Origin of the sequence: Microbacterium sp., assembly GCF_031180975.1 — a bacterium.
GTDB lineage: Bacteria > Actinomycetota > Actinomycetes > Actinomycetales > Microbacteriaceae > Microbacterium.
The window spans coordinates 19506-34482 of sequence record NZ_JAPSLI010000008.1 but is presented as its reverse complement, the minus strand read 5'-3'; the positions used below and the strand labels follow the sequence as shown (position 1 = coordinate 34482).

General features: G+C 70.2%; 12 protein-coding genes. 10 read left to right on the top strand and 2 right to left on the bottom strand.

All coding sequences use genetic code 11. The annotated features are described in order from the left end of the window. Positions 1 to 209 precede the first annotated feature (209 nt). The 9 genes from RIF65_RS11515 to RIF65_RS11475 all read left to right on the top strand — a co-directional run bounded on the left by RIF65_RS11515 (position 210) and on the right by RIF65_RS11475 (position 10797). Positions 210 to 1322 (top strand): mannose-1-phosphate guanylyltransferase, encoded by a 1113-nt coding sequence (locus RIF65_RS11515; protein ID WP_309065780.1) that lies wholly within the window; start codon positions 210 to 212, stop codon positions 1320 to 1322. Positions 1323 to 1478: 156 nt separating this feature from the next. Beyond that, positions 1479 to 2585: a BMP family lipoprotein gene (locus tag RIF65_RS11510; protein ID WP_309065781.1), complete on the top strand. Its 1107-nt coding sequence runs from the start codon at positions 1479 to 1481 to the stop codon at positions 2583 to 2585. A gap of 81 nt (positions 2586 to 2666) precedes the next feature. Further along, positions 2667 to 4196 (top strand): ABC transporter ATP-binding protein, encoded by a 1530-nt coding sequence (locus tag RIF65_RS11505; RefSeq protein WP_309065782.1) that lies wholly within the window; start codon positions 2667 to 2669, stop codon positions 4194 to 4196. Continuing rightward, positions 4193 to 5449, top strand: coding sequence for an ABC transporter permease (locus RIF65_RS11500; protein WP_309065783.1), 1257 nt, complete (start codon positions 4193 to 4195; stop codon positions 5447 to 5449). Before RIF65_RS11505 ends, RIF65_RS11500 begins: the two co-directional genes overlap by 4 nt. Continuing rightward, entirely contained in the window at positions 5446 to 6738 is a 1293-nt protein-coding gene (locus RIF65_RS11495) for an ABC transporter permease (RefSeq protein WP_309065784.1), read from the top strand. Before RIF65_RS11500 ends, RIF65_RS11495 begins: the two co-directional genes overlap by 4 nt. 1 nt (position 6739) lies before the next feature. After that, positions 6740 to 7138, top strand: coding sequence for a cytidine deaminase (locus tag RIF65_RS11490; protein WP_309065785.1), 399 nt, complete (start codon positions 6740 to 6742; stop codon positions 7136 to 7138). Beyond that, on the top strand, positions 7135 to 8448 hold the full coding sequence (locus RIF65_RS11485) for a thymidine phosphorylase (RefSeq protein ID WP_309065786.1): 1314 nt from the start codon (positions 7135 to 7137) through the stop codon (positions 8446 to 8448). Before RIF65_RS11490 ends, RIF65_RS11485 begins: the two co-directional genes overlap by 4 nt. A 64-nt stretch (positions 8449 to 8512) precedes the next feature. After that, on the top strand, positions 8513 to 9628 hold the full coding sequence (locus RIF65_RS11480) for an adenosine deaminase (RefSeq protein WP_309065787.1): 1116 nt from the start codon (positions 8513 to 8515) through the stop codon (positions 9626 to 9628). 203 nt (positions 9629 to 9831) lie between these two features. Beyond that, positions 9832 to 10797: a hypothetical protein gene (locus RIF65_RS11475; RefSeq protein ID WP_309065788.1), complete on the top strand. Its 966-nt coding sequence runs from the start codon at positions 9832 to 9834 to the stop codon at positions 10795 to 10797. A 156-nt stretch (positions 10798 to 10953) separates the two neighbouring features. On the opposite strand, the gene RIF65_RS11470 is transcribed toward RIF65_RS11475, so the two are convergent. Further along, positions 10954 to 12621 (bottom strand): phospho-sugar mutase, encoded by a 1668-nt coding sequence (locus RIF65_RS11470; protein WP_309065789.1) that lies wholly within the window; start codon positions 12619 to 12621, stop codon positions 10954 to 10956. Next, the gene (locus RIF65_RS11465; RefSeq protein WP_309065790.1) at positions 12618 to 13451 is read right to left on the bottom strand and encodes a purine-nucleoside phosphorylase; all 834 of its coding nucleotides are present in this window, start codon (positions 13449 to 13451) and stop codon (positions 12618 to 12620) included. The genes RIF65_RS11470 and RIF65_RS11465 overlap by 4 nt, the downstream gene beginning before the upstream one ends. A gap of 48 nt (positions 13452 to 13499) precedes the next feature. On the opposite strand from RIF65_RS11465, the gene RIF65_RS11460 reads away from it, so the two are divergent. Then, positions 13500 to 14948, top strand: a complete 1449-nt coding sequence (locus RIF65_RS11460; protein ID WP_309065791.1) for an NAD(P)H-quinone dehydrogenase — start codon at positions 13500 to 13502, stop codon at positions 14946 to 14948. Positions 14949 to 14977 lie beyond the last annotated feature (29 nt).

The window sequence follows — 14977 nt, the reverse complement described above, 5'->3', positions numbered from 1 at the left end:
TCCTCCCTGATCGATGCGATGTCGGGTGCATGCACCGAGGCATGCCCGATCCCGTCCATCCTATTCCTGTCAGAACGCTGGGTGCGACGAAGGCCACCCTAAGGCGACAGGCGGCGATTCGGATGTCGGATGGTCAGGATGCCGGTCGCGCATGACCCGGGTATACGCCCCTTCCGGCGTTGCCGGATCCCGGAGGTTAGGTTAGGGTCATGGGCCGAATCGACGACTTCTACGCAGTCATCCCCGCCGGCGGGATCGGAAGCCGGCTGTGGCCGCTGTCCCGCGCCGACGCGCCGAAGTTCCTGCACGACCTGACCGGCTCGGGGCACTCCCTGCTGCGCGACACGTGGGACCGTCTCGAACCCCTCGCCGGGTCCGACCGGATCGCGGTGGTCACCGGGCGCGCGCATCGCGCCGCGGTGGAGGCCGAGCTCCCCGGCATCCCTGACGCCAACGTCTTCCTCGAGTCGGAGCCGCGCGAGTCCGCCGCGGCGATCGGGCTGGCGGCGGCGATCCTGCACCGCCGCGACCCCGACGTCATCATCGGCTCGTTCAGCGCCGACCACGTCATCCGCGGCACGCAGGTGTTCGAGTGGGCGGTGCAGCAGGCCGTGCAGGTCGCACGGCAGGGCTACATCGTCACTATCGGCATCCCGCCCACCGAGCCGTCGGTCGGGTTCGGCTACATCAGGAAGGCGGAGGAGATCGTCGTCGACGGGGCGCCGGAGGCGACCCTGGTCGAGCGGTTCGTGGAGAAGCCCGACCTCGACACGGCGAAGGAGTACGTCGCCGACCGCAGCTACCTATGGAACGCCGGCATGTTCATCGCGAAGGCGAGCGTGCTGCTCGAGGAGCTCGCCGCGAACGAGCCGGAGCTGCACGCCGGCCTGCTGGAGCTGGCGGAGGCGTGGGACGACCGCGACCGCCGCGGACCCGTGGTCGACCGGGTGTGGCCCAAGCTGAAGAAGATCGCCATCGATTACGCCGTCGCCGAGCCTGCCGCCGAACGCGGCCGGCTCGCCGTGATCCCTGGCCACTTCGACTGGGACGACGTGGGTGACTTCGCCTCGCTCACCAAGCTGATCACGCACGGCCGCAAGAACGACCTGGCGGTGCTCGGGCCGAAGGCGCGCGTGCTGACGGATGCCGCCAGCGGCATCCTCGTCAGTCAGACGTCCCGCGTGATCAGCCTCGTCGGCGTGCAGGACATCGTCGTGGTCGACACCGAGGACGCGCTGCTGGTGACCACCGTCGAGCATGCGCAGCGGGTGAAGGGCGTCGTCGAATCGCTGAAGCTCACCGGCCGCGGCGACGTGCTGTAGCCCGCTAGTAGGGGCAGGCCAAGCGGATCGCGCGGTCCGCATTGCAGGTTTGTAACCTTTCGCCAGCAGTTCTGCGGCGATGGTGCGCACCTCGCATGAGTCTGGGTAGCTTTGAGCGATCCGCGATGGCCGCGGATCCGTTCAGGGAGGCATGAGTTGACCAACTCCACCACCAAGAAGCTGCTCGGCGCCACGATCGCCGCCGGTGTCGTCTTCGCTCTCGCCGGCTGCGGCCAGGCACCGACTGAGGAGAAGCCGGGCGGCGACGCCGGTCCCGCCGTCGACGACTTCAAGCCGTGCATGGTCTCGGACGAGGGCGGGTTCGACGACAAGTCGTTCAACCAGCTCGGGTTCGAGGGCCTCAGCAAGGCCGCGGACGAGCTGGGCGTGAAGCCGAGCAAGACCGAATCGAAGTCCGCGAGCGACTACCAGTCGAACCTCGACGCGCTCGCCTCCGAGGGCTGCACGTTCATCGTGTCGGTCGGGTTCAAGCTCAGCGCACCGACGATCGAGGCCGCCAAGGCGAACCCCGACATCAACTACGCGATCATCGACGACTGGGCGGACGGTGACGGCGACGGCAAGACCGACGCCGAGAACATCAAGCCGCTCGTGTTCGACACGGCTCAGGCCGCGTTCCTCGGTGGCTACGCCGCCGCCTCCTACTCGAAGTCCGGCACCGTCGGCACGTTCGGCGGCGCCAAGATCCCGCCGGTGACGATCTTCATGGACGGCTTCGAGATGGGCGTCAAGCACTTCAACGAGGAGAAGGTCAAGGACGTCAAGGTCGTCGGTTGGAACACCGAGACTCAGGAGGGTCAGTTCACCGACGAGTTCGCCGCGAACGACAAGGCCAAGCAGGTGGCGCAGGGCATCATCGACCAGGGCGCCGACGTGCTGCTGCCGGTCGGCGGGCCGATCTACCAGTCCGCCGCGCAGGCGATCCGCGACTCCGGCGGTGAGATCGCACTCCTCGGCGTCGACGCCGACGTGCACGAGACCGACCCGAGCGTCGCCGACCTGCTGCTGGTCTCAATCCAGAAGAGCATGGACGTCGCGGTGTACGACGCCGTGATGGAAGCGGCCAAGGGCGAGTTCGACCCGACGCCGTTCGTCGGCACGCTGGAGAACGAGGGCGTGAGCCTGTCCGGCTTCCACGAGTTCGAGAGCAAGGTCGACCCGGCGCTGAAGGATGAGCTCGAGGCCATCCGTGAGGGCATCATCGACGGGTCCATCGACGCGAAGTCGCCGTCCTCGCCGTAAGGAGTCCGCTCCTCCCGGCACGCGGCCGGACGGATGCTGCGCATCTGTCCGGCCGCTTCATTCCTCGATAGATTGGCCGCTATGAAGCTCGAGCTCCGCGGGATCACGAAGCGCTTCGGATCCCTCGTCGCGAACGACCACATCAGCCTCACCGTGGAGCCAGGGCAGATCCACTGCCTGCTGGGCGAGAACGGCGCCGGCAAGTCCACCCTCATGAACGTCCTGTACGGCCTGTACACCGCCGACGAGGGGCAGATCCTCCTCGACGACCGCGTGCAGTCGTTCTCCGGCCCCGGCGACGCCATGGCGGCCGGGATCGGCATGGTCCACCAGCACTTCATGCTCATCCCGGTGTTCACCGTCGCCGAGAACGTCATGCTCGGCCACGAGAAGACCGGGTTCGGCGGACGCCTAGACCTCGACGCCGCCCGTGCCCACGTCCGCTCGGTCAGCGAGCGGTTCGGTTTCGAGATCGACCCGGATGCCGTCGTCGGCGACCTCCCGGTCGGTGTGCAGCAACGCGTGGAGATCATCAAGGCTCTCTCGCGCGACGCCCAGATCCTCGTGTTCGACGAGCCCACCGCCGTGCTCACCCCGCAGGAGACGGACGAGCTGATGGCCATCATGCGTCAGCTCCGCGACGAGGGCACCGCGATCGTCTTCATCACGCACAAGCTGCGTGAGGTCCGTGAGGTGGCGGACAAGATCACGGTGATCCGGCTCGGCAAGGTGGTCGGCGAAGCCGACCCGACCGCCTCCAACGAGGAGCTCGCGGCGCTGATGGTCGGCCGCGCCGTCGAACTGCGCGTCAAGAAGGACGCGCCCGTGCTGCGCTCCGGAGGCCTGGTCGTGAAGGACCTCCGTGTGGTCGACGCCGACGGCCACATCGTCGTGAACGACGTCAGCTTCGAGGTGCGCCCCGGAGAGGTGCTCGCCATCGCCGGCGTGCAGGGCAACGGCCAGACCGAGCTCACCGAGGCGATCATCGGGCTGCATCCGAAGGCCAGCGGCAGCATCGTCCTGGACGGCCGGGAGCTTCTCGGTCGCTCCGTGCAGCAGATCATCGACGCGGGCGTCGGGTTCGTCCCGGAGGACCGCAAGGAGGACGGCCTGGTCGGCGAGTTCAGCGTCGCCGAGAACCTGATCCTGAACCGATCCACCAACGGCGCGCCGTTCTTCCGCGCCGGCACGTTGCAACAGGGCGTGCTGGACGAGTTCGCGCGCTCCCAGATCTCCGAGTTCGACATCCGCACTCAGGGTCCGTCCACCGCCGCGGGGCGGCTGTCGGGCGGAAACCAGCAGAAGGTCGTGCTGGCGCGGGAACTGAGCCGCGAGCTCAAACTGTTCGTGGCGTCGCAGCCGACCCGCGGTATCGACGTCGGGTCCATCGAGTTCGTGCACGAGCGCATCGTCGCGACCCGTGACTCCGGGGTGCCGGTGATCGTGGTGTCGACCGAGCTCGACGAGGTGTCGGCGCTCGCCGACCGGATCGCGGTGATGTACCGCGGGGGCATCGTCGGCATCGTGCCCGGCGACGCGCCGCGCGAGGTGCTCGGACTCATGATGGCCGGCGAGAAGCCGGGCGCAACCCAGAAGGAGGCCGTCGCGTGAGCGGGACCGCTGTGACACCCCCCGAGACGAGCACGGCGCCCGCCGAGCCTCGTCCCGGACGCCAGAACACCGTCATCCGAGAGATCATGGCGGGCAGCGTCGTCAGGGCGATCCTGGCGATCGTGCTGGCGATGATCATCGGCGGCCTGCTGATCGTCGTCACCAACCCTCGGGTCCAGGAGACCGCCGGCTACTTCTTCGCGCGTCCGCAGGACATGCTCGGCGCGGCCTGGGAGGCCTTCTCCGGCGCGTACGCGGCGCTGTTCCGCGGCGCGATCTACAACTACAACGCGACGAGCTTCGTGCGGGCCATCAAGCCGATCACCGACACGCTGAACTTCGCGACCCCGTTGATAGCGGCCGGTCTGGGCGTCGCGTTGGCGTTCCGGGTCGGCCTGTTCAACATCGGCGGCCGGGGCCAGATGCTCATGGGCGTCGTCGCCGGCGCCACCGTCGCGTTCGCGGTGCAGGCGCCGCTGCTGATCCACCTCCCGCTGACCATCATCGCCGGCATGATCGGCGGCATGATCTGGGGCGGACTCGTCGGTCTGCTCAAGGCGAAGACCGGGGCGCACGAGGTGATCCTCACGATCATGCTCAACTTCATCGCGTTCTACTTCATCTCCTGGCTGCTCTCCACGCCCGGGCTGCTGCAGAAGCCGGGAGCCGGTCAGCCGATCTCCGCGCCCACGCCAGACACCGCCCAGTTCCCGCTGCTGTTCTCGGCCCCGCTCACGGTGAACTGGGGCTTCATCCTCGCGGTGGTCGCCGCCGTGTTCGTGTGGTGGCTGATCGAGCGCTCCAGCCTGGGCTTCCGGATGCGCGCCGTCGGCGAGAACCCGAACGCGGCGCGCGCGGCGGGCGTCAATGTCGAGCGGACGATCATCTACGCGATGGGCATCGCCGGCGCGTTCGCCGGCCTGGCCGGGGTCAACCAGATGTCGGGAACGATCACCAGCGGTTTCGAGAACGGGATCGACGCCGGCATCGGGTTCGACGCCATCACCGTCGCGCTGCTGGGACGCAGCCGCGCGTTCGGGGTCCTCGGCGCCGGCATCCTGTTCGGCGCGCTCAAGGCGGGCAGCTTCACGATGCAGACCTCCGAGGACATCCCCGTCGACATCGTCCTGGTCGTGCAGGCGCTGATCGTGCTCTTCATCGCGGCCCCGCCGCTGGTGCGCGCGATCTTCTTCCTGCCAGGGGAGGACGGCGCCCCGCGCCGCCGCCGCACGAAGAAGGAGGTGGCGGCGTGACCACCACGGCACCCGTCGCGACGACCGCGGACGACGGCACCATCCAGTTGCGGAAGGTGCGTCAGCGCAGCCTCAAGCTGCCCATCTCGCTCGGGATCGTCACGATCCTCGTCGCCCTGCTGGCGCTGCCGGCCGGGCGCCAGGGAACGAGCGTGTTCCGCCTCGCCGACCGCACCTCGTCGCTGGCGCTCCCCGACGTGCCGGTGCCGACCTGGCCCACCGTGCTGATCTGCACGGTGATCCTGCTCGTGCTCACCGGGTACGCCACGATGCGCGCGCTGGCGTACCGTCGCGTCGGGCTGTGGGTGCCGATCGTGTTCGCGCTCGTCGCCGTGTTCGCGTTCCTCACCTGGTCGGCCGCCGATGGGCTGGTGCCGGTCACCGGGCTGCTGTTCGGTGCGGTGTCTTTGTCCGTGCCGCTGGTGTTCGGCGCGCTCGGCGGAGTGATCGGCGAGCGTGCCGGCGTCGTCAACGTCGCCATCGAGGCGCAGTTCCTGCTCGCCGCGTTCACCTCGGCGCTGGTCGCCTCGATGACCCAGAACTATCTGCTGGGCCTCATCGCGGCCATGGTCGGCGGTGCCCTCGTCGCCGCCGTGCTCGCGCTGTTCGCGATCCGCTACATCGTCGACCAAGTCATCGTCGGTGTGGTGCTGAACGTGCTCATCACCGGGCTCACCAGCTTCCTGCACGGCGCGATCATGAAGCAGAACGAGGCGCTGTTCAACTCCCCGCCGCGCTTCCCGCGCATCCCCATCCCGCTGCTGCACGAGATCCCGATCCTCGGGCCGGTCATCTTCAACCAGACCCTGATCGTGTACCTGATGTACGTGATCGTGCCGGTGGTGGCGTGGGCGCTGTACCGCTCGAAGTGGGGCCTGCGGCTGCGAGCCGTCGGCGAGCACCCGCAGGCCGCGGACACCGTCGGCATCCGCGTCAACCCGACCCGGTTCTGGAACCTGCTGCTCGCCGGCGCCATCGCAGGCATCGGCGGGGCGTACTTCACGCTCGGCTCGGTGGGTGCGTTCGACAAGGAGATGACGGACGGTCTCGGCTTCATCGCCCTCGCCGCCGTGATCTTCGGCGGCTGGGATCCGGTGCGCGCGACCCTCGCCGCGCTGCTGTTCGGGTTCTCGATGAACCTCGAGACGCTGCTGAGCAACCTCGGCTCGCCGATCCCCGGCGAGTTCATGAAGATGCTGCCGTACATCGTGACGGTGCTCGCGGTCGTCGGCTTCGCCGGCAAGGTGCGCGCGCCCGCCGCGGACGGCAAGCCGTACATCAAGGGATGAGATGACAGACATCGACTGGGACGAACTGCGTCAGGTCGCGACGGAGGCGATGGAGAAGGCGTACGCGCCGTACTCGCGCTACAAGGTAGGTGCCGCGGCGCTGGTCGGCGACGGACGCATCGTCGCCGGGTGCAACGTCGAGAACGCCTCGTACGGCGTGACGCTGTGCGCGGAGTGCGCCCTGGTGGGCGACCTGCACATGTCAGGCGGAGGTCAGCTGGTCGCGTTCGTCTGCGTCAACAGCGATGGGCAGACCATCATGCCGTGCGGGCGCTGCCGCCAGCTGCTGTTCGAGCACGCCATGCCCGGGATGCTGCTGGAGACGGTGTCCGGCATCCGCACGATCGACGAGGTGCTCCCCGACGCGTTCGGTCCTCGCGATCTCGAGGACGCCCGGTGACCGCCGAGCGCACGATCGAGCCGTTCGACGCGGTCGACGTCATCCGCGCCAAGCGCGACGGCGGGGCCGTCCCCGAGCCGGCGCTGCGGTGGATGGTGGATGCGTACACCCGCGGCTACGTGTCCGACGCGCAGATGGCATCCTTCGCGATGGCGGTCTTCCAGCGCGGCATGCAGCGCGACGAGATCCGGGTGCTGACCGACGCCATGATCGCTTCCGGGGAGCGGATGAGCTTCGCCGCGCTCGGCAAGAAGACCGTCGACAAGCACTCCACCGGCGGCGTGGGCGACAAGATCACCCTGCCGCTCGCGCCGCTGGTCGCGGTGTTCGGTGTCGCGGTTCCCCAGTTGTCCGGACGCGGCCTCGGCCACACCGGCGGCACCCTCGACAAGCTCGAGTCGATCCCCGGCTGGCGGGCGGCGCTGTCGAACGACGAGATGTTCGCGCAGATGCAGGGCGAGGTGGGCGCAGTGATCTGCGCCGCAGGATCGGGCCTGGCTCCCGCCGACAAGAAGCTGTACGCGCTGCGCGACGTCACGGGCACAGTGGAGTCGATCCCGCTGATCGCGTCCAGCATCATGTCCAAGAAGATCGCCGAGGGCACCGACGCGCTGGTGCTGGACGTGAAGTTCGGCTCCGGCGCGTTCATGCAGGACATCGATCGCGCGCGCGAACTGGCCCGCACGATGGTCGCGTTGGGCACGGACTCCGGGGTGGCGACCACGGCGCTGCTCACCGACATGAACGTGCCGCTCGGCATGGCCATCGGCAACGCCAACGAGGTGCGCGAGTCTGTCGAGATCCTCGCCGGCGGCGGCCCCGCCGATGTGCGCGAGTTGACGGTCGCGCTCGCGAAGGAGATGCTCGCCCTCGCCGGGCAGCCGGATGCCGACGTCGAGGCCGCCCTGGACGACGGGCGCGCGATGGACCGCTGGAAGGCGATGATCCGCGCCCAGGACGGCGACCCGGACGCCCCGCTGCCGCAGGCGCGTGAGACCCACGTGGTGACCGCCCAGCGCGACGGCCTGGTCACGCGGATGGAGGCGCTGCCGTTCGGGATCGCGGCGTGGCGGCTCGGCGCGGGACGCGCCCGCGCCGAGGACCCGGTCATCCACGCCGCCGGTATCGACCTGGCTGTGAAGCCGGGCGACGCCGTGCGCGCCGGGCAGCCGCTGTTCACGCTGTCCGCCGACGACGACCAGCGCTTCGCGCGCGCTTTGGAGGCGCTCGACGGCGCGTACCAGATCGGCGAGGCCGCGGACCCCGCCGTCCACGGCGGACCGATCGTGCGCGAGCGGATCACGGCATGACGAGGAACCGCACGACGGGGAACCGCACGACGGGGCGCGACGCCCCGGGAAGACGAGGAACACCATGACGATCGACAGCTCCGGCGACCGGAAGGTGCAGGGCCTCTCGCTGCGCCGCCTGCCCAAGGTGGCCCTGCACGAGCATCTGGATGGAGCGGTGCGCCCCGAGACCATCCTCGAGCTCGCCGCTGAGGCCGGGGTGCCGGTGCCCGCCCGTGACGCCGACGGCCTGCGCCGCTGGTTCGCCGGGCGCAGCGGTGCGGGGTCGCTCGACGAGTACCTCACGTCGTTCGCGCTGACCACGTCTGTCATGCAGACCGAGGCCGCGCTGACTCGAGTCACCCGGGAGCTGGTTGCCGATCTCGTCGAGGACGGGGTCATCTACGCGGAGGTGCGCTGGGCACCCGAGCTGCACGCCACCGGTGGGCTGAGCCTGGCGCAGGCGGTCGAGGCGGTCCAGCGCGGCATCGAGGAGGGCGAGGACGACGCGGATGCCGCCGGACGCAGCATCCGGGTCGGGCAGATCCTGTCCGCGATGCGGCAGAACGATCGGGCGCAGGAGGTCGCCGAGCTGGCGGTGTCGTTCCGGGAGCGCGGCGTCGTCGGCTTCGACATCGCAGGCCCGGAGGACGGCTTCCCGGCGTCCCGGCATCGCGCCGTGTTCGACTACCTCGCCGCGGAGTTCTTCCCGGTCACCGTGCACGCGGGGGAGGCGGCCGGACCGGCATCCATCCGCTCCGCTCTGATCGACGGGCGCGCGCTGCGCCTCGGGCACGGCGTGCGCCTCGCCGAGGACCTGCAGATGATCGACCGGGAGGGCGACGAGGTGCAGGTGCAGTTCGGCGACCTGGCGCGCTGGGTGCGCGATCGCGAGATCCCCCTGGAGCTCGCGCCGTCGTCGAACCTGCAGACCGGCGCGATCGCGCAGTGGGGTGAGGAGCTGGCCGATCACCCGTTCGACCTGCTGTACCAGCTCGGCTTCTCCGTCACGGTGAACGTCGACAACCGCACCGTGAGCGGCACGTCGCTGACCAGGGAACTGGCGCTGCTGGTCGACGCGTTCGGGTACGAGCTCGACGACCTGGAGGCGTTCCAGTTCAACGCCGCATCCGCCGCTTTCCTCCCCGTCGAGGAGCGCGAGGAGCTCGTCGAGATGATCGCCGAGGGCTTCGAGCGCTGACCCTTCCCCCTCTCACCCCGACTCCAACCACCGGGGGTTTGGGGCGGATTCTCGACTTTGGGGCGGGAGAGAACCGCCCCGAACGCGAGAATCCGCCCCAAACCCGGGGAGATCGCCCTCCACAATCGACTTCGGGCGCGGGTTGTCCACCGTCGCCGGGAAACTCCCCCGGCGGGGTCGGGCGGATGTCGGATGCTGGCGGGATGCTGTACATCCCGAGCCTGCTCCGCCGCGACGACCTCGGCACCGTGCGTAGGCGCACCGGCGGTTATCGTGCCTCCGCGATCGAGGGCGACCTCGTCCGGGTGCGACCGGGTGTCTTCGCGCTCGGCGAGGAATGGCAGCGGGCTCGGCCCGAGGGTCTGGTGGTCGCGCGGGCGCGGGCGCTCACGCTGACGGCATCCGAACCGCCGGTCTTCTCGCACGAGACCGCCGCGGCGATCCACGCGCTGCCGCTGTTCCGCCCAGATCCGCTGCGCGTGCACATCAGCCTCGACTCGCGGCGCCCCGGCGCCTGCACCGGAACGGTCCGTCACCGCGCCGAACTGCGCGATGACGAGGTCGTCGAGGTCGACGGTCTGCGCGTCACGTCGTTGAGCCGAACCGTGGCCGACGTGGCGCGCACGGCGTCCCGTGAGCGGGCCGTCGTCGTGGCGGACGCCGCGCTGCGCCGTGCGGCGGGCGGCCCGCAGCAGGACGACTACGACCTCGAAGAGGCGGCCGCGTTCTGCGCTGTGGTGCGCACGATCGCGAACCGCTCCGCGCACGGCTCGGCACGGGCCGAGCGCGTGCTGGCCTTCGCCGACGGGCGGGCGCAGCTGCCCGGAGAGAGCATCAGCCGCATCCGGCTCGTGCAGCTCGGCTTCCACGGCATCCGACTGCAGGTGCGGGTGCCGGGTCCGAACGGCGATCCCTACTTCGTCGACTTCGGCGGCGACGGCGACGACGGCTTCTGGCTCGGCGAGTTCGACGGCCGCACCAAATACGCGGATGCCGACATGCGGCGCGGACGTTCGCCGGCGCGCGTCGTGGAGGCGGAGAAGTTTCGGGAGGACTGGATCCGCGGCGTCACGCGGGCGCCCATGGCGCGGTGGGGCTGGACGCACATCGACACGCCCGAGGCCCTCGGCACGCGGCTTCGCGCCTTCGGCATCCGTCCGCCCCGCTGACCCCCTCTCATTCACCGTTTGGGGCGGATTCTCGACTTTGGGGCGGCAGAGAACCGCCCCGAACGCGAGAATCCGCCCCAAACCCGGGGAGGGGAGGGGGAACCCGGGGAACGGGGAGGGGAGGGAGGACCCGGGCCAGGGCGCGGGAGCCTCGGGTCAGGAGCGCTCGGCGAGGAGGTCGCGCACGGCGGACTCGATCGCGGCGACGGCGGCGCGTGCTTCCTCGGCCGACGCGCCCCGAGCGTCCACGTAGATCTTCAGCTTCGGCTCCGTGCCGCTCGGCCGCACGATCACCCGGGAACCGTCCGACAGCCCGTACCGCAGCACGTCGCAGGCGGGGACGCCGTCAGTCGCGGCGGCGAGATCCTCCGCGGATGCCACCGAGCGCTGTCCGAACGCGGCCGGTGGCTGCGCGCGCAGCGACGACATGATGCCGGAGATGACGGCGAGGTCCTCGACGCGCACTGCGACCTGCCCGCTGGCGAAGTGCCCGATCTCGGCGGCGAGCTCGTCGAGCAGACCCGCGATCGTCGTGCCACGCAGGCGAGCGTCCGCCGCCAGACCCAGCATCGCCACAGCGGCGGAGATGCCGTCCTTGTCGCGGATGACGTCCGGGTTCACCAGGTAGCCGAGGGCCTCCTCGTATCCGAACACCATGCCCGGTGCGCGGGAGATCCACTTGAACCCGGTGAGCGTCTCGTGGAAGTCGAGACCGTACCGTTCGGCGATCGCCGCGAGCCCGGGGGAGGACACCAGCGAGCAGGCGAGTGACGCGCCCGGCGTGCCCTGGGCGGCGCGGGCGGCGCGCCAGCCCAGCAGCAGCCCGACGTCGTTCCCGGTGAGACGCCGCCACCCGCCGTCCGCCCCGGAGTCGGGCACGGCGACCGCGAGCCGGTCGGCGTCCGGATCGTTCGCCAGCACGAACTCGGCGTCGGCGGCACGCGCGCGGGCGAACGACAGATCCATGGCCCCCGGCTCTTCGGGGTTCGGGAACGCCACGGTGCGGAACGTCGGGTCCGGGTCGCGCTGCTCCTCCACGACGCGCGGGGCCGGGTAGCCGGCGCTGCGCACCACCCGCGAGAACGTCTCCCAGCCGACGCCGTGCATGGCCGTGTACACCCAGCGCATCTCCTGCACGCCGAGCGGCGCCGGGGCGACCGCGGCGGTGGCGGCGATGTACGCGTCGACGACGTCCTCCCCGGCGATCTCGTACGCGTCCGAGCGCGGCAGCACGCCGATGTCGCCGGCGTCCGCCACCCGCTCGATGTGCGCCGCGATCTCGGCATCCGCCGGCGAGACGATCTGCGACCCGGCGTCCGCACCGCCCAGGTACACCTTGTAGCCGTTGTCGTTCGGGGGGTTGTGGCTGGCGGTGACCATCACCCCGGCATCCGCGCCGAGGTGCCGCACGGCGAACGCGAGCACCGGCGTCGGCAGCATCCGCGGCAGCAGGATCGCGCGCAGCCCTGCGCCGGCGTACAGCTCGGCGGAGTCGAGGGCGAAACGTCGCGAGTTCCGCCGGCCGTCGTACCCGATCACCACGGTGGGCACGCCGCCCTGTGCACGCTGCAGCAGATACCCGGCGAATCCGGCGGCGGCCTGCGCGATCAGCACCCGGTTCATGCGGTTGCTGCCGGCGCCCAGCGCGCCCCGCAGCCCCGCGGTTCCGAACGCGAGACGCGTGCGGAACCGGTCGTCCAGGTCGGTGACGGCCGCCTCGTCGCCGGCGGCGGCGCGGGTGATGATCCCCGCCAGCTCATCGCGGGTCTCCGGGTCCGGATCCTGACGCAGCCACGCGCGCGCCTGCGCGAGCCGGTCGCTCACAGCGCCCCGATCACGCGGGCCAGCAGGGCGGAGATCACCGGCTCGGCCTCGCGTCCGGCCTCGATGACCTCGGCGTGGCTGAGCGGGGTCTGCTGGATGCCGGCGGCGAGGTTCGTGATGAGCGAGAAGCCCAGGACCTCCATGCCCGCCTCTCGGGCGGCGATCGCCTCGAGCGCCGTAGACATGCCCACGATGTGCCCGCCGATCGCCTTCGCCATCTGCACCTCGGCAGGGGTCTCGTAGTGCGGGCCGCGGAACTGGGTGTACACGCCCTCGTCGAGGGAGGGATCGACCGTGCGGGCGATGTCGCGCAGCCGCTTCGAGTACAGGTCGGTGAGGTCGATGAACGTCGCGCCCTCGAGCGGGGAGTCGGCGGTGAGGTTGATGTGGTCGCTGATCAGCACCGGCTGGCCGGGCTTCCACGTCTCGCGGATGCCGCCGGCGCCGTTGGTGAGCACCATGATGGAGGCTCCGGTCGCCGCTGCGGTGCGGACGCTGTGCACCACGCGCCGGACGCCGTGGCCCTCGTAGTAGTGCGTGCGCGCCCCGATGACCAGCACGTTCTTCCCACCAGGGGTGCGGATGCTGCGCAGCGTCCCGACGTGACCCTCCAGAGCCGGCTTGGAGAAGCCAGTGACCTCGGTGGCGGGGATGGTCGCGACGGTCTCGCCGATCAGCTCGGCGGCCTTGCCCCAGCCGGAGCCCAGGGTGAGGGCGATGTCGTGATGGTCGACTCCGGTGAGCCGGGCGATGTCCGCCGCGGCCTCGGCCGCCACCTCGAACGGGCTCGCGCTCGGGTCGTCCAGCGGGATGGTGGATGTCTCAGGCATGATTCCACTCTATGAACGTGCGGGCCGGGGAGCCATGATTGCGGAAGAATGGAATCCATGTCTCAGACTCCCTTCGCGAACAGGCAGAGCGTCGCCGTCCTCGGCGGCGGTCCCGGCGGATACGAAGCGGCGCTCGCCGCGGCGCAGCTCGGGGCGGAGGTGACGCTCGTCGAGCGCGTCGGGGTCGGCGGGTCGGCGGTGCTGACCGACGTCGTGCCGTCGAAGAGCCTGATCGCCACGGCCGACGCCGCCGTCGCGATCGCCGAGGCGAGCGACCTCGGCGTGCAGTTCTTCGCGAAGGGCGCGAACGGCAAGCCGCTCAAGCCCGAGATCGCCATCAATCTCGCCGCCGTCAACAAGCGGCTGGTCGCGCTGGCGGGTCAGCAGTCCGAGGACATGCGTTCGGCGCTGCTCGACGCCGGCGTGCGCATCCTGTCCGGTCACGGCCGCCTGGAGGGCGCGAACGCCATCATCGTCTCCACAGGCCCCGGTGGCACCGACTTCGACCGTATCGAGGCCGACACCCTGGTCGTCGCCGTGGGCGCGTCGCCGCGCGAACTGGCCTCCGCCAAGCCCGACGGCGAGCGCATCCTCACCTGGACCCAGCTGTACGACATGAAAGCGCTCCCGGAGCATCTGGTCGTCGTGGGTTCCGGCGTCACCGGCGCCGAGTTCGCCTCCGCCTATATGAACCTGGGGGCGAAGGTCACCCTGGTCTCCAGCCGCGAGCAGGTGCTGCCCGGTGAGGACAAGGACGCCGCGAAGGTGCTGGAGCGGGTCTTCACGCGCGGCGGCATGCAGGTGCTGTCGAAGGCGCGGGCCGAGAAGGTGGAGCGCACCGAGGACGGCGTGAGGGTCACCCTCGCCGACGGTCGCTCCGTCGAGGGCAGTCACTGCCTCATGGCGGTCGGCTCGATCCCCAACACCGCGAGCATCGGCCTCGAGGATGCCGGTGTCGAGCTCACCGAATCCGGCCATGTGCGCGTCAACCGCGTGGCGCGTACCTCGGTGCCCAACATCTACGCCGTCGGGGACTGCACGAACTTCTTCCCGCTGGCATCCGTCGCCTCGATGCAGGGCCGCACGGCGGTGTTCCACGCGCTCGGCGACATCGTCATCCCGCTTGAGCAGCGCAAGATCACCGCGAACATCTTCACCGCCCCGGAGATCGCGACGGTCGGGTACTCCGAGCAGGACGTCGAGAACGGCGTCGCCGACGGCATCGTCTACAAGCTGCCGCTCGCCGCGAACCCGCGCGCGAAGATGATGGGCATCAAGGACGGGTTCGTGAAGATCATCGCCCGCAAGGGGTCGGGCACGGTGATCGGCGGTGTGATCGTCGCGCCGAAGGCCTCCGAGCTCATCTATCCGATCGCCGTCGCGGTCGAGCGCCGGCTCACGGTGGATCAGGTGTCGCGGGTGTTCGCCGCGTACCCGTCGCTGTCCACGAGCATCACGGATGCCAGTCGCGCGATGCACCAGGTCGCGATCTCGTGACCCGCTGAACACGCGAGAGGGGGTGCGCA

Bases quoted from the DNA above. Each gene is read 5' to 3' on its own strand.
- RIF65_RS11515 (WP_309065780.1), top strand. From the start codon at position 210: ATGGGCCGAATCGACGACTTCTACGCAGTCATCCCCGCCGGCGGGATC.
- RIF65_RS11505 (WP_309065782.1), top strand. From the start codon at position 2,667: ATGAAGCTCGAGCTCCGCGGGATCACGAAGCGCTTCGGATCCCTCGTC.
- RIF65_RS11490 (WP_309065785.1), top strand. From the start codon at position 6,740: ATGACAGACATCGACTGGGACGAACTGCGTCAGGTCGCGACGGAGGCG.
- RIF65_RS11480 (WP_309065787.1), top strand. From the start codon at position 8,513: ATGACGATCGACAGCTCCGGCGACCGGAAGGTGCAGGGCCTCTCGCTG.
- RIF65_RS11475 (WP_309065788.1), top strand. From the start codon at position 9,832: ATGCTGTACATCCCGAGCCTGCTCCGCCGCGACGACCTCGGCACCGTG.
- RIF65_RS11465 (WP_309065790.1), bottom strand. From the start codon at position 13,451: ATGCCTGAGACATCCACCATCCCGCTGGACGACCCGAGCGCGAGCCCG.
- RIF65_RS11460 (WP_309065791.1), top strand. From the start codon at position 13,500: ATGGAATCCATGTCTCAGACTCCCTTCGCGAACAGGCAGAGCGTCGCC.